Here is a 20416-nt window from a genome sequence, read left to right as displayed (position 1 = left end):
CAGTAATATATAAACCAAAGAACTAGATCGGAGCTTCTTTTTATGAATAAACTGACACTTGTTAGCATGTTAGCCATAACACTCTCGTACAATGTTACTGGAGCGCAAATTGAGGATAATAGCTGGTATCGCGACGCCAAAAATTACCAAAAATATTGGGTGCTAAGTGAAAACAGTAGCTTTCAAGGGAGAATGCAAAAAATCCAGACAGGCGAAAGCGCGGACCCTTTCATAGAGTTTAGACTTGTTACATCTAGTGAATACTGCAAAGACAAATCGGAAAATTTTTACCTAGACAAAACGTTTCAAGTAAATAACCGAGATATCCTTTTTAGAAGTATCTGCTATAAAAATCGATATTTAAACGCCTACCCGGTTAGCAAAGAAGGCAGCGAATATATCTTGAATCAGTTTTATAGATACAAGGGCAATAAAGTTACGTTTGTAATCCCATATAAAAGCTCTCCAGATAAAGTATTTCATTTCCAGAAAAAGAACTTCAAAGAATATTACAACGCTATAAATGAGTCACTCAAAGAACGTATTGACTAAGCTTAAACCTTATAAGAAAAACGCCCTTCAATGGGCGTTATCATATATCACTTAAGCTGCCGCTTCCTCCTCTTGCTCTATCCGTTCCATTAACGCAAGCATTGCTGCATTACGCTTACCGGAAAGCCAATACGTGACCTTTTCAAGCACTGAGTGATATCGCTTAAACATTGAATAGGTGCAAGCAAAGCGCCCCGAACAAACCACCGCAAAGCGCGTTTCCATATTCCACGGAATACGGCCTTCCTTGCAGTGAGTACAGTTGCGCTTTTGCCGACGTGCCGTTGTATACAAGCCCGACCCATTACATGTTGGACATACGCGACCCAAAGGAGAAATAGCCTCTTCAATCGCAGCATGAACTAACGCATTCAACGCGTGTTCACTTTTTTGCCCACGCCAAGTAATGGTTAACGTATTTAATTCAGCCACAATGGCTTGCTCTAACATTTTGCGAGAGTGTTGATGATTGTGCATCTCCACGAACAACACCAAAAAACCAACAGGCGATTCACTCCAAGTAACACCGACCATTGCAAGCTGCTCTTCAACACTAAATAGCCCCTTACCGCCGCCATTATGCATTTGCTCGTAGTTAAGCCCTTTTAAGTTAAACTTTGCCAATAACGTTTCTGGTCGCATTTATGCTGCCTCCAATAGTCTTTTTCTAAAGTTGACACCTAACTCATCCGACACGCCTCTTTTAAAAGGAATTTTCGGTGTGTAATGCATATGGTGAGGAGTCCACAATACAAACGCAGATGGAAAGTTAACGCCCCGCTTTTGAGTTACTCCATCTATATCAAGAAAGTTATATCTTCCATCCGGCTCATAAACGGCTGTGGCTTTTCCGTCAACCAGTTCACGCCACCAACCAGTTGCTGGCTCGTATGGCAACAGCATCATCCCACTTCGGCCTTGCTGTGCTTGTTTGTACGCTTGTTGAATAAATAACTGCTTGAGATCAAACGGCGGGTTACACCACCAATCATTTTCCCATTCAAGGTTTAACGCATCGAACCCGACGATCTTTGCTAGCGGGTTAAAATCATTATTTGTGAAACCTACACCGCGGCTATCATAGTTACCTGCGCGTTGCTCTAGCCACTCGATAGAAGTGTAAAAGCGATTCACTTTTGCGGTAGCTGGCTCTGCGGCCACATCAAGCATAAACGGCTTACCGTAAAGTGCTGTCCCATCTTCGAAGCAATCCCACGTTGCTCCCCAACGGTTTTTCTCTTCAGCTTTTGAGGTTGAATGTACAAGAATTGCCATTACACGTTCTCCCTAGCCTTTCTGTTCTTCTCACGGAAACTTTCCCAGACAAAAGTGACCCACTCTCCATCTTCTAGAAGGCGCTCAACGACTCTTACCCCTAACAACTTAACAAGATCATCATGTTCGAGATTTGTTAATACGCCTGTAGGCAAATCATTGGCCCAGCGATTATCAATAATCGTGCTCAGCATGATGTTTTCATGGTCATTCATGCGCTGAACGCCGACCTCATCGAGAACCAATAAATCAATCTCGCTCAGTACTTCGATGAATTTTGCCTCGGTCATAACGCTGCCGGGGTTGTATTTATCGCGGATCTTCATCATCAGATCCGCAACCGTTGTAACAATGACCGATCGCCCTCTTGCCAGTAAATTATTCCCGATAGCGCAAGCAAGGTGGTTCTTCCCTGTACCCGTAGTGCCACAATAAACAAAACTGCGACAATGGGGCTTCTCAAGGTAGTCACTCAACCAGCGATGTGCATGATTGTAGGCGACGCGCTGGCCGGAGCATTCCGTGATGTAATTATCCAACTTGCAACGAGTGTGTTTTTTGCCGATTCCACTTCGCCCAAGAGCTTGTTGAACTTTGGTGCGTTGATGTTGGTTGTACACATCTCGACTGATTTCATCTGCCGACTGCTTACGAATCTGCTCCATCTGCTCAGCCGTGTAAGGCTTAATGTGCGCAGGAATACGGGCTTGAAGTCTTGATAAAGTATTCATGAGTCCCCCTTGCTTTGCGGCAACTGATACGCTGAGACATCCATTCCATCACGATAACTCTCCCCCACTTGTGCCGTCGTTCCAGCACTAGACCGAGACTGTCCGTAGGTTGCACTTTTCAACTCAAACAACCCTGTCCAATCGTTGTCGATTGATTGGCTGACAATTTTTTCTTGCATCGCATGATTATTTCCGGAAAGGGAAATCAGCTTTGTCATTGCAGCGCGTTCACTGCGTTCTGACTTGTACGGTTTCTTGAGGATCGTTTTTCGATAACCCAGCCATTCGAGCCAAGCACTCGCATTGAGATTCTTTTCAAAGTTTTCCTCTCCGACAAAACTCAGAAATTTTTTACGACTTTGCCCCCCTTCTTTTGAAGTAGTCTCTGGTAGTCTCTGTGTAATCTCTGTTTTAGTTTGGCTGTTTCCGCCATCACTGCTTGGCGGATTCGTGCAATCTAGCGTGTCGGTTTCCGCCATACTAGTTTGGCGCATTCCGCCAAACTGGTTTGGCGCTTCTGTGCAAACTGGCGTTTCTTGGTTTTCGCTCTCTTTTTGGCTGAGTATTGAAAGCAATTTTTGATCGTTAATTCGGTAAAAAACACGGCACGGAACACCCTGTTTTTTCTCTTCCAAAATACCAAAAGACTTAAGTTTTTTACGCGCGGTTTCTTGCTCACGACGCGTCATACCTGTTTCAGCTTCCCACTCTTCCTGAGTCTTATAGAAGTAGCCTGAACTATTCGTTCTACGGCTCCAATAAAGCGCTTGGCTAAGGAAAAGCGCACCAGTGATACCAAGCCCCAATTCAACAAAAGGACGGTGGAACGCAATGGGGCGATCGAGCAATTCTACGAGGTTCATGCCGCAACCTCCTTCTCAGCATCAAGCAAAACTGCATCAACGTTTTTATGGATAACCTCGAATTCAATAACCCATACATAAGGGTTTTCATGCCAGTTTCGGTAGATTGAATCCCACACTGTCGCAAATCCATTTCTATACTCAGCATTTAGCTTTCCACCAAGGCTAACCCATCCCGACTCTTCCGAGCCAAAAGGGCTGAACCAAACTGTATTTTTTACACCCTCGCACTTCGCTTGCTCTTCAGTAATGTCCTGCACTCGCTCAATACGAACGTCTGTTACCTTGAGAGTTAAGCGACTTGCACGGCGCGGCATGTGAATTGACGGACGCCAACGATAACCCCGCACCTCATGGTCTTTTTCATTTGCTATCGCTTCTAGCTCACTAGCCATATATCGGTATTCTGATACTTCAAAGCTACTTGCTGAAACTTCTTTGTAGTCGTCATAACCTAGTGCGGCAAATGTCTCACGCACATAAATTAAGTCACCAATCTGCGCAGGGCATTTTGACGATTTGGACCTGATACAGTTGTTCATTGTTTCACGCAAGTTACAACCAATGCCGTACGCCCAATCACCAACTGTGAACCCCACACGCTCAGAGAAAGATAGATTTTTCGCAGGACGACGAGTAACGGTTTTGCGCCCATCAAGCAACGCTTTAACCATTTCGGTATTAAAAATCATTGGGACGACTTTCATACTGCCACCCCCGCTTTGATCGACGCGAAAATGTCTGCCGCTTGCTGGCGAGACACAACAAAACGTGAGTGGCCATTGCACGCCACCCACACCTTACAGCCGTGGTAAATAATTAAAGTAAGACTCATTGCACAAAGTTCTCCATGTTGTTGCGTGTCATGTGATGGTCAGTCACTACGCAGCTTCTTTTTGGTTCATTAACGATTCAAGGTATCTAAGGATTGGTTTATGAGAAGCCTCTGCTTCTTGCACCTCGCGGTAGGCATCACGCAGTTGGTCAATACTGGCGTTTTCACCTAACGAAATAACAGATCGAAATGCTTCAGAAGTTTCTTTGCTGTGGTCATGCAAAAGCTGGTCACGGTTCGCCGTTTCGGAATTTGCGCCAATCTTAGAAACAGAAAATCCTAGCGGGTTAAGGAATTGGTTTAACATCGCTAAGGCGCGTTGTACTGGCATTGCAGCAATGATTGAGGGTAATAAATCTAAAATGGTTGCTTTCGCTTCCATGCTGGAACGCTCGTTATAACGAAAGAAGTTTTGAGCATTGTTTTTGTCGTCAATGCCCGGAACTTTCAGTAGTTCTTTGCGTTGTGCGTCTACTTCAAACTTGAGGTTAAAACGGTGGTAAAGGCTAGCAACTTTACGAGCAATGTATTCTTTGCTCACTTCAGTTCGCCATCCTTCTACAGCGTTACGCGTAACGCTTTTTAAACTAAGTATCATGGTTTTTCCTTACTGGTTGTTTGTACAGAACACTCACAATCACGCTGCCTTGCGGTATTTTTGTAACCTATATTTAAAGTCTGTTGATGTTTGATGGGCCCGAGGATTTAACTTTTTTCGCTCAATTCCAGTGAGAGCATGAGCTTGTTCCATCCGTCCTGTATCTGCGGGGAAGAATGCTTGATTCTCCCACTTCCGAACAGCTTGAGCAGAAACACCAAATAGTTCAGCCATTTGGGTGTAACTGCCATTGAAATATTTTGTAAGAACCATTCTTACGATGTTTTTCATATTGCCTCCAATTGCAACTATTGGTTTCTTAATTAAAACACAACTGATAAGACAATGAAAGCAATTTAAAATAACCTATGGTTATTTCAAAGGTTTAAAAATGAACTACAACGATATGCAAGCTAAAAAAACATTCGCAGACAAGCTTAATGAAGCTTGCACTCGTAATGGCATACCTTTCAGAGGTAGGGCTAAGTACATACAAGACCGATTGAGTAGTAAGATCTCAATTACCGCTATCAGAAAATGGTTGGTAGGCGATGCTCTACCAGAAACCAAACGTATAGGCGAACTTGCTGTTATCGTTAATGCTAGTGTTGAAGAGCTGCTAGGTGATGAGGTAAATGAATCTCTTGAAGTAAGAGTGAATGCGGCGGAATATGGGCAAGTAGTCCCTTCACTATTGCGATTTGAAGTGCCTATTTTATCTTGGGTCCAAGCAGGCGCTTTCTGTAGCTCTGAATCTCAAATCATGCCCCAAGATTGTGACACTATCCTTTGTCCTAATCGTTCAGCTTCAGCCAGAACATTTGCATTGCGTGTAGTTGGTGACTCAATGACTGCACCTTATGGCAAGAGTTACCCAGAAGGAACTATTATCTATGTTGACCCAGAGAAAGAACCATTACCAGGCAAACGCGTGATCGCTCGAACTGATCAAGGACATACGTTTAAAGAGCTGGCAATTAATGAATTTGGTGAGCAATACTTAAAAGCCCTCAATCCCCATCACCAACCGATCTTTGGTGAGGGAATTGAAATTTGCGGTGTTGTTGTTGGTAGTTATATGGGGGAGTAATCAAGCTGGATTGAATACAATTAAAATTCCAACTTGATCATCAATCGTACCGCCAACAACGTAATTCTGCATTCTCTCCTCAAAGCTTCCTCCTTCCATTAATGATTGAAATGAACGCATAATCAGATCTCCATGCGCTTCTTTCCCACTCTTGATATCAATGGAATTTAAAATGGCAGAAAACACCAAGATTCCGTCCGCAATGTTCTTTTCAGATCCGTTTGGTTGGATACTCAAAAATATAGTGTGAATTTTTCCTGTACCTTTATTCAAAGCACCAGTTACAGAAATTGCTGGTCTCGGTGAGTATTGAAACGTATCTCTAACATCACCCTCTTGAATTTCAAATTCATAAGGTGGCTCCATCCACCTAGGCAACTGATTTTCTTGCCTAAACATATCGACATACGTTGAAAATTCACCCGGTTCAATTCCCAAATCTTTTTCTTCTTGGTTATTCACGACTTGTTGATCAAGCTCTTGAATCATTTCTTTTTCATTAGGCTGGAATGCAATTGCTAATGCGTAAATAACAAAAACTATCCCAATGAAATACTTTCTATTTAACGGGCCTCCTATTCCATGTTTTTCTCTTGAACGATCTGTGTACGCCCAAAATGGCGGTATGGCAATTATTGTGGCAATTAATAGAACTAAACCATTCTTATACTCACCTCCAACAAAAAAACCAAAAGCATTTACAGCAACAAATGCTGCAAGGATCCAACCGACAATCTTCATGTACTTCCTTATTCTCCTTCATTAAAGATAGGCATCAGTGTACATAGCCATTAATTTCAAAACCTCAGCTCACGTCATTTTTTACTATTTTTACAACCACAGGTTATTGACAATTAGAAACCACTGGTTATAGTAACTGTAAGTTTCAATTAACGACTTACAACCAACCGACCTGACCAATCGGTATTTCGAGAACTTTGTGTAATGAGAACTTATCTATGAAGACATTAAACGTAAATGAAACGCATCAGTTGTTGAATAACCTTCAACTGCTAAACACGGTAAGCCGGCAGTTTGACAACCTAACTTGTAGCCTACAAAAAGACGACCCTGTACGTATCGCTGCAAACGCCATTGTTGAAGGGGCTGAAGAGTTCAAAGATTTACAACTGCAGATCGACCCAAGCGCTTTTGAAAAGGCTCAAGGCTTATTTGGGGAGTTAGTACAACTGCAAGCCACGATAGACGCCCGAGTAAATACCCATTAGTTAGAAAGAGAAAGCCCCCATCGGTGACCAAACCAACAGGGGCATTCTTTGTGCAATGAGACTTTTACGCCTCGGAATCAAGTATATACAGAGCTGACCTCTCTGACAAGCGTATGCCTGATTACGAGCACTCACCCCTAAATAAGGAATGTGCAATGAGTACTGTTATTTTTCGTAACTCTCAGGAAGAGTTTATTCATAAACATGTTTCTCAAATCCTGAGTTCTGACGGCTACGAGCCAATCGAAGTAAACCGCGGGGCTGATTTCGCTGTTGAAACCTACCGCAACACCGCGTCATTCGGTGGCGCAAGGGGGGGGCAAATGCTTCGAGTTTTGTCTTGCAAAAGCAAAGCAGCTTCTCTCCCCTGCCAAAAAGAAAGCGGCCAAAAACAAGCGTGCCAAGGGTAAAGCGGCATGAGCGACGACTTAGAGCACAAAAGAAAGCTTGCAGCTAAACGCGCTAAGAAGTGCCGCAAAGCTAAAAAGCAAAGTGGAAACCATGAGGTGAGAGGGTTATCCCTTCATCCAACGGTAAAGGCAAAGCTGGATGAGGTACGCAAGTTCTATGCATTTCCAACGGAACCTTATACCGAAGTTGAAGCGATAGAGGCTTGCATTCTTCGTGCTCATAAGCAAATGGAGCAAATCAAAACCGAACTTGGTACATGCAGTAAATGTGGGGAGGCTCTACCCGAAGGTTGTGCGAAGTTGCGTGAAGGCGGTTTGTTTAAAGGTGATGCGCAGTGCTGGCACACAACAAACCGAGTCAGAATTTATTCACCCGGGAGTTAACACATGGGACTTTTAATATACGCCCTCACTTGCCTTGTGTTCTACGGCCTATATTGCTGGAGAAACCGCGATGCAAAGTAAAAAACAAAGCTTGTTAGAGAGCATCTGCAACGTTGTGGTTGGTTATGTTCTTGCCTTACTTAGTCAGCTGATCATTTTTCCGTATTTCGGTGTTTATGTTTCGCTGCAAGACAACCTGTTGATTGGTGCGTTCTTTACGGTTGTATCAATTATTCGTAGCTACGCACTGCGCCGTTTGTTTAATCACAAGCTAAACCGCAACCCAATTATGGATATGGAGGTCAGGTGATGGGAAATGCTAAAGGAAAAACAGGTTTTGAAAAATCTGACATCGGCGAAATGATGCACCTTGCCAACTGCGCATTAGATGCTGGGTTTAAACAAATAAAAATCGATGCTAGTGACGCTCTTGAGCTATGTAAGTTGGCCTATCAGTCGCTTGAGCAGTCGGAAGAAATAGAATCGTGTCCACGTTGCGAAAGTAACGATGTAGGTGCATCACAAGGAAAGGCTTATTGCTACTGTTGCAAGCTTCAAAGTGGCGAGCATGCGACTAACGAAGATGCGATTACTGCTTGGAACAAGCACGCAAAATCACCAGAGCTGAAGCGGCTACGCAAAGAGCGTGATGATTTAGCTATGGCGTTAAGGGAAATGTTGATTGCTACACAAGACATCCAAGACAAGGAGCTGGTTGGAGAGTTTTTATTGGGCGTCAGAAGTAACTACATCGAGCTACTTTCAAAACTAAACAGCAAGGTGTGAGCATGAAAATAAAACTAACAACGGATCTGCCGATCGCGGATAAACACGGAGCCAAGAAAGGTCGTGTATTTGAGGTTATTGGCGAAGGTGAAGGACGCCAGAAACTCTACTACTTCATCGGTGACACTGGTGAAAAATGCGGTGCGTTTGCGCGTAGTGAGTGCGTAGTTGTTGAAGGTAAACATAATGGCTAAACGTGTAAGCAATAAAAAAGCAAAGCAAATGATTTGTGATGTGGTTTTGCAAGGGCGCAAGGCTATTTGGTATGGCGAAGAATCTGAAGTTTACGCAGCACAGAGTGCTGAACAAATAGAGAAGTACTTTGGCACCGACTCTCTAGAGGAAATGCGGGAAGGTTTAAAGAAGGGCGAGAGTAAAGATTTTGTCATTAGCCGCAACTGGCGCTATTGGTGGACGCCCTGTATCTGTGAAAAAGAATGGGGAAATGGCAAGTACATAACTCGTGGCGTTCCTGTTCGAAATAAAAAAGGCGAGCTAATCGAACATTACGAAGCTTTACCTTTGATCTGTGGTGTTTATGGTGACTCGGAAACGGTTGCACAAGTAACCACGTCATATAACTAACCTAAAAGGCTGTGCGTTAACAAATCCTATCTTTTAATAGCCAATAGAGGCGTTAGGTGTCGTTAAATAGCAAGCGCATGGCCTTTTCTTTTAACACTGTTGGAGATTTACCGTGGAACGGATTAACCACCCTTCCCCAGCTGAGCTTGAGTTGTTAGCCAAAGTGAAAGATTCAAAGCGCCCTATGGCAATGGACGAGTTCTTTCAGGCTTTAGAGCTTAGCTATAAATACGATCTTCCTACGGAAGAATCAAAACAAACCGTAGCCAACTGACCACTGGCTTCATTTTACTAACTTAAAAGGAAATACGTGCAATGAGCATAGAATTATTCGCAATAAATCTGTTCAACCTTGTGAAGAACGAAAACGATGAGCTGATCATCGAAATGCCAACCACTGAGTGTGGTATTAACGCTAAGTCTGAGCATTTGGTGTCAGATATTCACCGCACCATCAGCGAAAAAACCAATAAGGGCTTTGGTTATTTTAAGGAAGAGAGTGATTTTCGCACATGCTCTGAACTTACTCTTTCCTCCAAATCAGCTTCGTTTGCTGACTTTGCTCAAGGTCAAGCGAACCGGCTCCTATCCGAATTATGCAAATATCCTTTTTCTGATACTGGTTTACTCGTGTTCGCTTACTACCGCTCTCTGGCGACTGAGTACTTGACGGTATCTATTATCCCATTTATCGACGGTATGACGGTGGACCAAGGGCTTCACATTCAACCGACTAACTATATTGATGTTTCGAAGATCACTATCGCGGCTCGTATCGACTTTACTGCTCACAGCAATTGTCTCTCATCTGATCGTTATATCTCTTTCTTACGTGGCCGCTCTGGCCGTGGCGTGAGTGACTTCTTCTTTGATTTCCTTGAAATCGAAAGCGGGCTTGACCCTAAGTCTGAGAATCTGGTCCTTAAGCAGGCTGTTGAAGACTTTATTTCTAGTAGTAGCAATGAACCAGACGAAGCCTACAACATTCGTAAATCGGTTAAAGAATTTGCTTTTAACGCTGCGAATTCCGGCGAAGAGATTACCGTAGTGGATTTGTCTTGTGACATGCCTGCGGTTAACGGTACTGACTTCGCTTCTTATGTTGAAGAAAACGGTTATGAGCTTTCTGATAGTTTCCCTGCTAATAAAGCGATTGCTAAAGGTTTGGTAGAGTTCAAAGGTGCCGGCGGCGGTTTGAAGATATCTTTCGACCGCCAGCTATTTAGTGAGCGAGTTTTCTATGACCCAGAAACAGACACGCTAACCATTAAGGGAACACCGCCGAACCTTCGCGATCAGTTAATACGAGGTAACGCATGAGCAATCACCTACAAGGCAATTGGTTCATTAGCGTATTTCGACTACGCACTATGTTGACTGTAGATTTGGTCAAGATTGCTAACTCTACCAACTACCGAGAATCAACACGAAGAAATGCGTGGCTTGAACTAGACAACCGCAGAAACACAATTTAATCACCTTGGCCGTTTGACCAGCGGCCTATTTATTACAAACTAAACGAGAAACTGTGCAATGAAGATTGAAAAACTAGTAGTAGAACGCGATGAAATGGGTTTTTGGACTCATCCTAACCTACCTAATTTTGGCGAAGTCGTATCTAAAGCCACGCTTGAAGCTTTCGAAGCAGAGAACGACATTGCCGTAGAAATCGTGGCAATGGAAAATGAAGCAGATGAACAGATCATCAATGAATGGATTGAGGATGGTGAAAGCTGCATCAAGTGGGAACCGACACCGCCATCACGTAGCTCTTTTATCCTATCAATCCACGATACAGAAGATGGCCCTTATGTTTGGTGGGCTGTTCCCAATACAAAACACATCATGCTTGATGTTGAATGCATGGGGAAAGGTAGCAAGGCTGCGCTTACTTCACTTGGTGCCGTAGCATTTAACCCAAGCAACGGTGAGCTTGGGGCAGATTTTGAGGAAGTTATCAATCTGAATAGCTCTGCTTACTATGGCGACATCGATGCTTCAACGGTGATTTGGTGGTTACAGCAAAGTGAAGAAGCTCGCTACATTTACCAAAAAGACACGCCAAAATCATCACTGAAAGATGCTCTGACAGAGTTCAATCAATGGCTCGCTGATATTGGGGATCCAAATGATATCTGCGTATGGGGCAATGGGAAGGAGTTTGATAACGTTATTGTTCAAAATGCGTTTAAGGCATGCCGAATTAAACCTAACTTCATCCACTGGAATGATCTCGACGTTCGCACCATCGTGAAGATGGGGAAAGAGATCCTTAATATCGACCCAAAATCAACGCTAGAACGTGATGGGGTTCATCACTCTGCACTTGCTGATGCGAAGTTTCAAGCGCGCTATGTCAGTGAAATCTGGCAAGCTTTTAACTAGTAAATTCTAATTCTAGCCGCCTGACCAGCGGCTTTCTTCAGAGCTTTAAATAGAGAATTGTGCAATGACTTATTCAAATTTCAATACGTCTCCAATGAACTTTAGTTACACTCCACCTTCTTTTTCAGTTGAGAGCGCCCCCACAACTGATGAGGCTGTTTATGATGAGAAACGTTATCCAGAGTCATCCGACAAGGTGATGTGTCACAAAGAGGTGCTGGAGTTTTTTAATAAGAACCGTACTACGATCATCGCTTGGCGCAAAAATCGAAACTTCCCAGAGCCAATAAGTAAATCTCCCCTGCGCTGGTTAAGAACAGCGGTGATGGAATGGGTAGAACATGAGGGTGGTTTTAAGGCGAGCAGTTAGCTCGCTTTTTCTTTATCGTGCTCGAGTTCTTTTTTAACTTGCTCAAACAGGGCATCAGCAAACATTTCGTAAGCGGCTTTTTGCTCTGGTAGCCAATCGTGCTTGTTGTAGATTGCCATCACGCCAACTAGTTCATGCCCTAGCATTTTTTCTGTTACGTGTGGCATAACACCAAGAGCTGAGCATGTTGTTGATATGCTTCGTCGAAAGTCGTGCGTTCTCCAATGCGGCAGGGTTAATAGAGCTCTTTGTCTTCTAATGTATCTGTTTGCCGCTGAAATCGTGATGGGACTATGAAGCGATGCGCCGGGAAACAGGTAATCCTCATAAATATTCATCAGCCTTTCTAACATGGGTTTGATGTGTTTAGGAATGGGCCTACGGATGGTGTTTCTCATTTTGCTTAGCTCTGGCGGCACCGTCCAAATGTCGTTAACCATATCGAAATGTTCACGCCTAGCTAAGCGCAGCTCAGATAGCCGGTTACCCCAAAGCAAGGTAATTAGGTGCAGGTTTTTGGTAGATGTACCTGCCTTGCTGCGCTCAATTGTGATCCAGATTTTAGCAAGCTCTGGCAACGTTAGAACGCGATCTCCATCTTTCGGTGTCTCTCCAACGTCTTTCTGGCGAATTTTCTCAAAGTGGGTTCCGTCTATTATAAACTTTGACTTGCAGAAGTTAAGACAGGCGCGCATTTTTGAAAATGCTGAGTTTGCGGTCTTTGGGTTCTTTTTGGCTATTTCATCGAACCAACGCATCCAATCACGGGCGGGGATTTTTTCTACATCGGTATCAGGAAAAGCATCGTAAAAATAGTTGTTTGCTACTGATCTATAAAGAACCTGAGTACCTTCTTTTTGGGTTGAGACTTTGTGTTCAAACCAATAATCCAAACAGTCTTTCAAGGTTACAAAGTCGGTTTCTCCGGTGATCGCAATCTCTGGGTTTCTGCCTTCTTCTTTTAGCTCTAGCATCCTTTTGTGGATTTGCCTTGCATTCTTAAGGCTGATTATCGGATACTTCCCGATACGGATGCGTTTGTTTTTACCATTGAACCTGCAACGATATTGGAAGGTGATGTTTGCTTTAGGCGATATCTTCGCAATTAGCCCTTCACCGTCATTCAGTTCTGCTGGGCCGCTATACTCTGCTTGCTTAGCAATAGCCTTTAGCTGCTTATCTGTGATGCTCAATTTGTATACCTTAGAAATTAGGACGCAGCACTTACAGAATTTAGACACATATTTAGACGCAAGTGCAAATGTAAAACATGCAAAAACAATAAAATTCAACTCAAAAGATAGCACAACTGACAGGGCTAATCGACTGATACACAAGGCTTGATTTGAAGAATTTCGAAAAGACTAACAAAACAATGAACAACAACGAACAACCTACATTCTTCTTCTTCGACTATGAGACATGGGGAACCAGCCCAGCGAAAGATCGTCCAAGTCAGTTTGCTGGCGTACGCACCGATATGGATTTTAATATCATAGGCGAACCCTTGGTTATTTATTGCCAGCTTCCTTCTGATTACCTCCCATCCCCTGAAGCGGCACTAATTACCGGGATCACACCTCAAACCGCGATGCAAAACGGACTGCCAGAGCCTGAGTTTATTGCCAAGATACACGCTGAACTTGCCACACCTAATACCATTAGCCTTGGTTACAACAGTATTCGCTTTGATGATGAAGTGACACGTTATACCTGCTACCGCAATTTTCTTGATCCGTATGCATGGAGCTGGCAAAACGGAAACTCGCGTTGGGACTTATTAGACGTAATGCGCGCGTGTCATGCACTTCGTCCGGAAGGCATCGAATGGCCTGAAAATGATGAAGGTTATACCAGTTTTAAGTTGGAACACTTATCTGTTGCCAATGGTATCGAACACGAGAATGCGCACGATGCAATGGCTGATGTCATCGCGACCATAGAAATGGCGAAGAAGCTGAAAGCCGCCCAGCCAAAGCTATTCGATTACTTCCTCAACATGCGCCATAAACGCAAGCTGAATGAGTTAGTGGATATCGTAAACATGACACCACTGATGCATGTCTCCGGGATGCTTGGGCGTGAATGCAATTACACCAGTTGGGTGGTTCCCGTTGCTTGGCACCCAACTAACCAAAATGCCGTCATTGTGGTCGATTTGGCAAAAGATCCAACCCCATTACTTGAGCTTGACTCTGAGCAGCTGCAACAACGCCTATACACGAAACATGCTGATTTAGCCGCAGATGAGCTACCCGTTCCCATTAAGCTCGTGCACCTGAATAAATGCCCAATCCTTGCACCTGCAAAAACACTTACTGCTGAAAATGCAGAAATCATTGGGATTGATCGTGAGAAGTGTCTGCAGAACCTCGCCTTACTTCGCCAGCACCCAGAGATCAGAGAAAAGCTGATCGGTTTGTATAACATCGAACGCGAATATAAAAAGAGTAACGACGTAGACACAATGCTCTACGATGGCTTTTTCTCTCCAGCCGATAAAGCCGCCATGGATATTATTCGCGAAACGGAAGTAAACAACCTAGCGGCATTAGACATCTCGTTTAATGATAAGCGTATTGAACCTCTATTATTCCGCTACCGCGCTCGACATTATCCATGGACGCTCAGTGAATCAGAACAACAACGCTGGGCATCTCATAGCCGAGATTATTTCGAAAGTCGTATTGAAGATTACATGTTGAATCTGGAAAACTTAGTTCACGAATATGAAAGTGCTCAAAAGAAGATCGCTATTTTAAAATCCGTTTATCAATACGTTGAGAAGCTTATTTCGTAATGTTCTGATACTTACTCTCAATCGTTTATACCTTGTTCAACAGAAGATATGGCTAAAACAATTTTACAGTATGCAGTGTCAATGGGTCTTATCCTACTCTGCTTACTGGCTGGAATTAACATTCAGCACTTACTCGATATTTCGATTCCCGGCAGTATTATTGGCATGCTGATCCTATTTGGGCTCATGGCTAGTGGTTTGGTTTCTGTTGACTGGGTCCGCCCTTCTGCCACCCTGTTCATCCGTTACATGATTTTGCTGTTTGTTCCTATCAGTGTTGGATTAATGGAACACTTTGACATGCTTATCGCCAATGCCTTGCCGATTTTAGCCAGTGCTGTCGGTGGCACCTTAATTGTTCTTGTTGTTTTAGGGTTGATGCTCGATAGATTACTGAAGAAGGGGAACAAATAATGTGGTTACCAGTCACGATCATTGTGTTCTTTTTTGCACGTTGGGTAAGTAGGAAATGTAACTCTCCGTTAATGAATCCATTGCTCATCAGTATTGCAATACTTATCCCCGTCTTGATGTACCTAAAAGTACCGTTTGAAAGCTACTACGCGGATAATGAGTGGATTAGCTTTCTACTCCAACCTGCTGTTGTTGCATTGGCTTACCCGCTGTACGAACAACTCCCGCAGATTAAGTCTAACTGGCGAATCATCATGTTAGCGTGTGGCGTTGGCAGCATCATGTCAATGTTAACTGCAAGTATGATTGCCGTTTATATGCAGGCAGATATGTCACTGATCGCCAGCTTACTCGGAAAATCTGTCACGACTCCAATCGCGATGGAAGTCTCCAGCCACCTTGGCGGAGAGCCTGCCATAGCAGCCATTTTAGTGTTAATTGTCGGCCTGTTCGGAGCTATTCTTGCCTACCCAATATACAACATGCTAGGGATTACCCACCCTATCGCGAAAGGTTTAACCATGGGCACGGTTTCACACGCTCTTGGCACTGCAACATGTGCCGAAAAAGATGGCCAAGATGCTGCTTTTAGCTCACTCGCGTTAGTTGTGTGTGGCGTCATCACTTCAATTCTGGCACCGACGTTCTTCACACTAGCACTGTGGATGGCAAGCTAAGTCATTCACCACCAAAATGGCTTAGCTCGTTTTTAGGTTCGATGCATATCACGATTGAATGGCATGTAATCGATAACATGTGTGACATCACTCTAACTATGAAATCATATATATCGTTACAGCAATTAATGTGACAAAAATCTCAGCAATGTTCTCTTGATGTCATAGAATGAGATCCAATGTAATCACAAGGACTCACTATGAATAGCCGCATCGAACAAGCATTAGCGGAAACACCAAAAGCGATTGCCGACTACCTTGGCCCGATTGTTTTAGCCGACGACTTTGACGCGACTTTGTCTACCGAACAGTTTTCTAAGTTACGTGAGCTTACTGGTTTAGACGACGCTGAAATGCGTGTTGCTCTTCTCCCCTTTGCTGCCGCCTACTCCTATGCGCCAATTTCTAATTTCTATGTTGGTGCAATCGTGCGTGGCCTCTCTGGTCGCCTTTATTTTGGTGCAAATGTTGAAATATCTGGCGCACAATTAGGCCAGACCGTTCATGCTGAACAATCTGCCATCAGCCATGCATGGATGAAAGGTGAAACTGGTATTTCAGACATCACCATCAACTTCAGCCCATGTGGTCATTGCCGTCAGTTTATGAACGAATTGACCACGGCAAAAGAGCTAGTCGTTCAATTACCACAGCGTGATGAAATGACATTACAAGAATATTTACCTGAATCATTTGGTCCAGCCGACCTTGGTATTGAGTCGGGACTTATGTCTTCCGTTAATCATGGCAAAGAATCGGAAGAACAAGATGAGTTAGTGTCACTTGCCCTCGCTTCATTAAATAAGAGCCATGCTCCGTATACACATAACTTGAGTGGCGTCGCACTGAAATCACGTTACGGGAAGGTGTATTCCGGTGCTTACGCTGAGAATGCCGCCTTTAACCCAAGCTTACCTCCACTACAAGTCGCGATGATCCAATTGTTACTGGATGGCAAGCAGCTAACTGATATTGAATCAGCAGCGTTAGCAGAAATGGCAGACGGTAGCATCAGCCACCTAGCAGACACGCAAGCTACGCTGGAAGCGATTAATCCAGACATTCCCGTAAGCTATCTCGCTATATAAGTAAGAAGAAAGGCGCTGAATACTGCGCCTTTCTTTTATTTGAAGTGTTTCTATCACGGATTAATCGTCGTAAAACGGCGTCGCATCCACTTCAAGATAGCTTGGAGAAATCGCACTCTCAATCTTCAGTTTCGAGTGTTTTAAGTCCACATACGCCACTTCGCAAAAACGCTGGTATTTTCGAGTGTAAAAACACTTTACTTCAGGCTTGAGCGGCTCAGACTCATTCGATGTCCATACAATACCCACTCGTCCATCGCTTAACTCAACGATAGAGCCAACCGGGTACATGCCTATGCAGTTTATGAATTTATACACAAGCTCTCGATCCAGATGGAAAGGCGTTAGGCTTAACAGGATTTTAAATGCTGCAGCAGAGCTCATTCCCAGTTTATAGCAACGATCAGCAGTCAGCGCGTCATAGATATCAACAATACAGCTCATTCTGCCGTGTTGAGGGATTTGTTCCTCTTTTAAACCATTCGGATAGCCAGTCCCATCGAGTTTCTCGTGATGCATTAAACACACATCCCGACTCACATCGCTTAAGCCTTGAATAGGAGAAATGAGATCTTTAGCAAACACTTGGTGAAGTTTCATGTGCTCAAATTCATCTGGCGTGAGTTTTGCGGGCTTGTGTAGCACCTCGTCTTTCACTTTCACCTTGCCGACATCATGAATGATGCCCCCAATTGCCATTTGCTTCAGGGTTTCTTTGGGCATACCAAGGTGCTTACCGAAGGTCACCAATAAGCATGAAACATTCACTGAATGTTCGAGTAGGTAACTGTCTTTTTGTCTTAATGCAGAAACGCATTGCAGCGCATCTGAATCAACCAGCGCCGCTTCAATTAAATCGTCTGCCCAATCTTCTATTTCTGCAACTTCGACAATCTTGCCTTCAAAGGTATGATTCAGAAGTTTCTGAGCAAGATCCTTTGCTTCTTTAATTATTTTCTTGGCTTTTTTTTGCTGGCCAAAGCGGCTTCGTTTTACCCTTTTTGTCGGCGTATCTTCTGGTAAAGCGACTTCCGCTTCTGGTTCAACATCATTGATTGGCTTAAATGTTAAGCCTTTCGCAGACAATTGCTGATCAACCCACGCATATTTGATTCCGTTTTTCTTCAGTTGCTGGATTGCTTTGTCTGACGACACCCTACCAGCGTTGGCCAAGTTGACACGTTTACTATCTTCTAATGCAGTCACAAACATACCGACATTCAGGTCGGCAATTGCGATTTTTATTGATTGTTCTGGATCGTATTGCATGAATATAGCCGATTAATACTAAGGTTTAGTAAAGTGTAACAAATAATATCACTCTACTATTAATAGATTTACTAATTTAATCTGCTGCTTGATGCATAAGTCAACAATATCATCATTTGGTACCGCCACAATGTACAACAATTCACAAAAGTATCATTAAGTAATAACTAAATTAATTCATTTGTGATACAACAGTGGGTATTCGTGCACATTTTCAATAACCACAAAATATGCACGCCATTTAGGGTACGGTAAGAAAATGAAACACTTAACCTAATCTTAAATGCTTCAACAATACCTCTTGATCAAGTTCTCCATGCCAGTTTTCGTAATCTAACCCTTGTTCCAGTATATATTCTGTCACTAGGTTTCTAATCGCTTCTATTAGTGCGTCAGCATTCCATGGTTTTTCGAAATAGTGATTAATACCAGCACGGTTAATTGCATTAATCGTATCAGTGTGCGTCGCCTGCCCTGTGAGTAATATTTTCCTTGTTGCAGGAAAACGCGTGTCTTGGCTAATTTCCGTCAGCAGTTCGACTCCAGTTTTACCCGGCATGACATGATCAGAAACAACCACTGCGATGTGCTCACCGTCTGCATCGAGATCATCCATAAGTTCCAGTACTTCATCAGCTGATTCACAATCTTCGATATTTAACCAACTAAGCAACGGCTCAAGATCTTGTAGCACTGCACTGAGCACTTCACGCTGGTCGTCGACACAAATTACATTAAGCTTCTCCATATCGTTCCTCTATTGGTAACTTAATTCTGAAAATAGTGTGTGTATCATCACTCTTCACCACAATGCTTCCACCATACCCTGACACAATCCGCCTCACGATCGATAGACCCAAACCCAAGCCAAACGATAACCCTCCTTTTTTGGTTGTAAAGTTGGGCTGGAAGATCTTTCTTCGAGTGGCTTCGTCGATTTCGGGCCCATTATTTGCAATGGTAATCAACAATCTTGACTTGCTGACCCGAGTTCGAATATCTATCTCAGGATTCGGGGTTTCACACATCGCATCACATGCGTTTTTAATAATATTGACCCATATTTGGACCAATTCAGTTTGGGAGCCAACAAATGCAGGAAGATCTGCAGGACGAAAGCGAACAGCGACTCGCCTGAGATCACTTTGAAGCAAAGCTAACGCCTTTTGTAGCGTGTCGTTAATACTAAGCGATTCATCTTGATTTACGTCCGTTCGCCCCAGTTGTTTCACTGATTTTACGATGCCTACGGTGTGCTTTGATGCCAAACGTAAGTCATGTAAATCACGTCCCATCTGCCAGTATCGAATGGTATCTTCCGGCTGATTCAACCAGCGAGAAGAGACCTCTCCTTCGGGCAAGGCTTTCGCTAATGATTTAGCAACTGAACGAGAAAAACCGTATTCCTTTTCTAACATTCGGGCTCTCTTTCTAGCCTCTGATGAAGACATTTTTTGGCCTTGCATCAAGCCCACATCAAAAAATTCACTCGCTTCAGGATGCACTTCCTCAAGCAGTTGCATGATAACGCTTTCCAGTCGTTCAGCTTTACTGTTGACCACCCCAATGGCGTTATTCAATTCATGAGCAATTCCCGCTGCTAGCTGCCCTAATGTCGTCATTTGTTCAGCAATACTAAGTTTCTGAAGTGCTCGCTCTTTTGCTAAAGCTTCTTGAGTAGCGCGGCGCTGGCGACGAGAAAGTTCATTGACGATTACCGGAGTAAATTGTGCGGTTAAAGGACCAAAATTTTTCGGCTTGTAGGCTTGTGTATGTCGGTCAACCCACGCTAGTTCTAAGTCAGTTTTGGCAATCACAGTAGAAGACGCGGTCCATGTTCCGGAGAAAAAGCTATGAACGCCAATAAAAGCACCACTACTTGCTGAGAAGACTTTAGTTGGTGGTTCCGACAGCTCTTTAAAGTATCCTTCTAGTTCACCAGAGATCACATAAAACAACTTATCATTGTAACCGTCTTGCTCAATCAGCGTGGTGCCCGCTTGCACCGTGAGCTGGCGACTAGGATCGCTAAAATAACGCAGTTTTAGTGCTTGGAAATCTTCTGCATTCATCGT

Annotated in this window: 30 protein-coding genes; 17 read left to right on the top strand and 13 right to left on the bottom strand. The window is 43.6% G+C overall.

Annotated features, from left to right (window positions below):
- The first annotated feature begins 42 nt into the window (after window positions 1-42).
- Window positions 43-552, top strand: coding sequence for a hypothetical protein (locus ACQEXS_RS02650; RefSeq protein ID WP_427012720.1), 510 nt, complete (start codon window positions 43-45; stop codon window positions 550-552).
- Between the two features lie 51 nt (window positions 553-603).
- On the opposite strand, the gene ACQEXS_RS02645 is transcribed toward ACQEXS_RS02650, so the two are convergent.
- Genes ACQEXS_RS02645 through ACQEXS_RS02610 form a run of 8 tightly spaced genes read right to left on the bottom strand, consistent with a single transcriptional unit; the run spans window position 604 to window position 5145 of the window.
- Window positions 604-1194, bottom strand: a complete 591-nt coding sequence (locus tag ACQEXS_RS02645) for a transposase (protein WP_427012719.1) — start codon at window positions 1192-1194, stop codon at window positions 604-606.
- Complete coding sequence (locus ACQEXS_RS02640) at window positions 1195-1827, bottom strand: DNA N-6-adenine-methyltransferase (RefSeq protein WP_427012718.1); 633 nt, start codon at window positions 1825-1827, stop codon at window positions 1195-1197.
- Window positions 1827-2558 carry an ATP-binding protein gene (locus tag ACQEXS_RS02635; protein WP_427012717.1) on the bottom strand — a complete coding sequence of 244 codons (732 nt, stop codon included), beginning with the start codon at window positions 2556-2558 and terminating at the stop codon, window positions 1827-1829. The genes ACQEXS_RS02640 and ACQEXS_RS02635 overlap by 1 nt, the downstream gene beginning before the upstream one ends.
- Window positions 2555-3421 (bottom strand): hypothetical protein, encoded by an 867-nt coding sequence (locus tag ACQEXS_RS02630; protein ID WP_427012716.1) that lies wholly within the window; start codon window positions 3419-3421, stop codon window positions 2555-2557. The genes ACQEXS_RS02635 and ACQEXS_RS02630 overlap by 4 nt, the downstream gene beginning before the upstream one ends.
- A complete protein-coding gene (locus ACQEXS_RS02625; protein WP_427012715.1) occupies window positions 3418-4128 on the bottom strand; it encodes a hypothetical protein in 711 nt (236 codons plus the stop codon). The genes ACQEXS_RS02630 and ACQEXS_RS02625 overlap by 4 nt, the downstream gene beginning before the upstream one ends.
- Complete coding sequence (locus ACQEXS_RS02620; protein WP_427012714.1) at window positions 4125-4256, bottom strand: hypothetical protein; 132 nt, start codon at window positions 4254-4256, stop codon at window positions 4125-4127. Before ACQEXS_RS02620 ends, ACQEXS_RS02625 begins: the two co-directional genes overlap by 4 nt.
- Window positions 4257-4302: 46 nt before the next feature.
- A complete protein-coding gene (locus ACQEXS_RS02615) occupies window positions 4303-4854 on the bottom strand; it encodes a hypothetical protein (RefSeq protein WP_427012713.1) in 552 nt (183 codons plus the stop codon).
- Between the two features lie 39 nt (window positions 4855-4893).
- Window positions 4894-5145 (bottom strand): hypothetical protein, encoded by a 252-nt coding sequence (locus tag ACQEXS_RS02610; protein WP_427012712.1) that lies wholly within the window; start codon window positions 5143-5145, stop codon window positions 4894-4896.
- A 100-nt stretch (window positions 5146-5245) separates the two neighbouring features.
- On the opposite strand from ACQEXS_RS02610, the gene ACQEXS_RS02605 reads away from it, so the two are divergent.
- Window positions 5246-5944 (top strand): LexA family protein, encoded by a 699-nt coding sequence (locus ACQEXS_RS02605; RefSeq protein ID WP_427012711.1) that lies wholly within the window; start codon window positions 5246-5248, stop codon window positions 5942-5944.
- On the opposite strand, the gene ACQEXS_RS02600 is transcribed toward ACQEXS_RS02605, so the two are convergent.
- Window positions 5945-6685, bottom strand: a complete 741-nt coding sequence (locus tag ACQEXS_RS02600) for a hypothetical protein (protein WP_427012710.1) — start codon at window positions 6683-6685, stop codon at window positions 5945-5947. It abuts the gene before it with no gap.
- Window positions 6686-6903: 218 nt separating this feature from the next.
- Here ACQEXS_RS02600 and ACQEXS_RS02595 point away from each other — a divergent pair, with 218 nt between their 5' ends.
- The 11 genes from ACQEXS_RS02595 to ACQEXS_RS02545 all read left to right on the top strand — a co-directional run bounded on the left by ACQEXS_RS02595 (window position 6904) and on the right by ACQEXS_RS02545 (window position 12093).
- The gene (locus ACQEXS_RS02595; protein WP_427012709.1) at window positions 6904-7173 is read left to right on the top strand and encodes a hypothetical protein; all 270 of its coding nucleotides are present in this window, start codon (window positions 6904-6906) and stop codon (window positions 7171-7173) included.
- A 155-nt stretch (window positions 7174-7328) separates the two neighbouring features.
- Window positions 7329-7583, top strand: a complete 255-nt coding sequence (locus ACQEXS_RS02590) for a hypothetical protein (protein WP_427012708.1) — start codon at window positions 7329-7331, stop codon at window positions 7581-7583.
- Window positions 7584-7589: 6 nt separating this feature from the next.
- Complete coding sequence (locus ACQEXS_RS02585) at window positions 7590-7967, top strand: hypothetical protein (RefSeq protein WP_427012707.1); 378 nt, start codon at window positions 7590-7592, stop codon at window positions 7965-7967.
- 70 nt (window positions 7968-8037) lie between these two features.
- Window positions 8038-8277, top strand: coding sequence for a DUF7220 family protein (locus tag ACQEXS_RS02580; RefSeq protein WP_427012706.1), 240 nt, complete (start codon window positions 8038-8040; stop codon window positions 8275-8277).
- Window positions 8277-8753, top strand: a complete 477-nt coding sequence (locus tag ACQEXS_RS02575) for a hypothetical protein (protein WP_427012705.1) — start codon at window positions 8277-8279, stop codon at window positions 8751-8753. The genes ACQEXS_RS02580 and ACQEXS_RS02575 overlap by 1 nt, the downstream gene beginning before the upstream one ends.
- Window positions 8754-8755: 2 nt before the next feature.
- Window positions 8756-8947 carry a hypothetical protein gene (locus tag ACQEXS_RS02570; RefSeq protein ID WP_427012704.1) on the top strand — a complete coding sequence of 64 codons (192 nt, stop codon included), beginning with the start codon at window positions 8756-8758 and terminating at the stop codon, window positions 8945-8947.
- Window positions 8940-9338, top strand: coding sequence for a hypothetical protein (locus tag ACQEXS_RS02565; RefSeq protein ID WP_427012703.1), 399 nt, complete (start codon window positions 8940-8942; stop codon window positions 9336-9338). Before ACQEXS_RS02570 ends, ACQEXS_RS02565 begins: the two co-directional genes overlap by 8 nt.
- Before the next feature lie 112 nt (window positions 9339-9450).
- Window positions 9451-9612, top strand: coding sequence for a hypothetical protein (locus ACQEXS_RS02560; protein ID WP_427012702.1), 162 nt, complete (start codon window positions 9451-9453; stop codon window positions 9610-9612).
- A 41-nt stretch (window positions 9613-9653) separates the two neighbouring features.
- Window positions 9654-10658 carry a nucleoid-associated protein gene (locus tag ACQEXS_RS02555; RefSeq protein WP_427012701.1) on the top strand — a complete coding sequence of 335 codons (1005 nt, stop codon included), beginning with the start codon at window positions 9654-9656 and terminating at the stop codon, window positions 10656-10658.
- 213 nt (window positions 10659-10871) lie between these two features.
- The gene (locus ACQEXS_RS02550; RefSeq protein ID WP_427012700.1) at window positions 10872-11723 is read left to right on the top strand and encodes a 3'-5' exonuclease; all 852 of its coding nucleotides are present in this window, start codon (window positions 10872-10874) and stop codon (window positions 11721-11723) included.
- Between the two features lie 64 nt (window positions 11724-11787).
- A complete protein-coding gene (locus ACQEXS_RS02545) occupies window positions 11788-12093 on the top strand; it encodes a helix-turn-helix transcriptional regulator (protein ID WP_427012699.1) in 306 nt (101 codons plus the stop codon).
- On the opposite strand, the gene ACQEXS_RS02540 is transcribed toward ACQEXS_RS02545, so the two are convergent.
- A complete protein-coding gene (locus ACQEXS_RS02540) occupies window positions 12090-13286 on the bottom strand; it encodes a tyrosine-type recombinase/integrase (protein ID WP_427012698.1) in 1197 nt (398 codons plus the stop codon). The two genes, ACQEXS_RS02545 and ACQEXS_RS02540, sit on opposite strands and share 4 nt — an antisense overlap.
- Before the next feature lie 182 nt (window positions 13287-13468).
- On the opposite strand from ACQEXS_RS02540, the gene sbcB reads away from it, so the two are divergent.
- The 4 genes from sbcB to cdd all read left to right on the top strand — a co-directional run bounded on the left by sbcB (window position 13469) and on the right by cdd (window position 17072).
- Entirely contained in the window at window positions 13469-14893 is a 1425-nt protein-coding gene (sbcB, locus tag ACQEXS_RS02535; RefSeq protein ID WP_427012697.1) for an exodeoxyribonuclease I, read from the top strand.
- A gap of 48 nt (window positions 14894-14941) precedes the next feature.
- A complete protein-coding gene (locus tag ACQEXS_RS02530) occupies window positions 14942-15307 on the top strand; it encodes a CidA/LrgA family protein (RefSeq protein ID WP_367988944.1) in 366 nt (121 codons plus the stop codon).
- On the top strand, window positions 15307-15984 hold the full coding sequence (locus tag ACQEXS_RS02525) for a CidB/LrgB family autolysis modulator (RefSeq protein WP_367988943.1): 678 nt from the start codon (window positions 15307-15309) through the stop codon (window positions 15982-15984). Before ACQEXS_RS02530 ends, ACQEXS_RS02525 begins: the two co-directional genes overlap by 1 nt.
- Window positions 15985-16184: 200 nt before the next feature.
- The gene (gene cdd, locus ACQEXS_RS02520; protein ID WP_427012696.1) at window positions 16185-17072 is read left to right on the top strand and encodes a cytidine deaminase; all 888 of its coding nucleotides are present in this window, start codon (window positions 16185-16187) and stop codon (window positions 17070-17072) included.
- 60 nt (window positions 17073-17132) lie between these two features.
- Here the strand turns inward: cdd and ACQEXS_RS02515 are convergent, their stop codons facing one another.
- The 3 genes from ACQEXS_RS02515 to ACQEXS_RS02505 form a co-directional block, all read right to left on the bottom strand.
- On the bottom strand, window positions 17133-18341 hold the full coding sequence (locus ACQEXS_RS02515) for an HD-GYP domain-containing protein (RefSeq protein ID WP_427012695.1): 1209 nt from the start codon (window positions 18339-18341) through the stop codon (window positions 17133-17135).
- A 268-nt stretch (window positions 18342-18609) separates the two neighbouring features.
- Window positions 18610-19089: a response regulator gene (locus ACQEXS_RS02510; protein WP_427012694.1), complete on the bottom strand. Its 480-nt coding sequence runs from the start codon at window positions 19087-19089 to the stop codon at window positions 18610-18612.
- Complete coding sequence (locus ACQEXS_RS02505) at window positions 19076-20413, bottom strand: ATP-binding protein (protein WP_427012693.1); 1338 nt, start codon at window positions 20411-20413, stop codon at window positions 19076-19078. Before ACQEXS_RS02505 ends, ACQEXS_RS02510 begins: the two co-directional genes overlap by 14 nt.
- Window positions 20414-20416: the final 3 nt, after the last annotated feature.

Source organism: Vibrio sp. TRT 17S01, assembly GCF_050113695.1.
GTDB lineage: Bacteria > Pseudomonadota > Gammaproteobacteria > Enterobacterales > Vibrionaceae > Vibrio.
The sequence above is the reverse complement of the archived record's forward strand: the minus strand, read 5'-3'. Positions and strand labels throughout refer to the sequence as shown.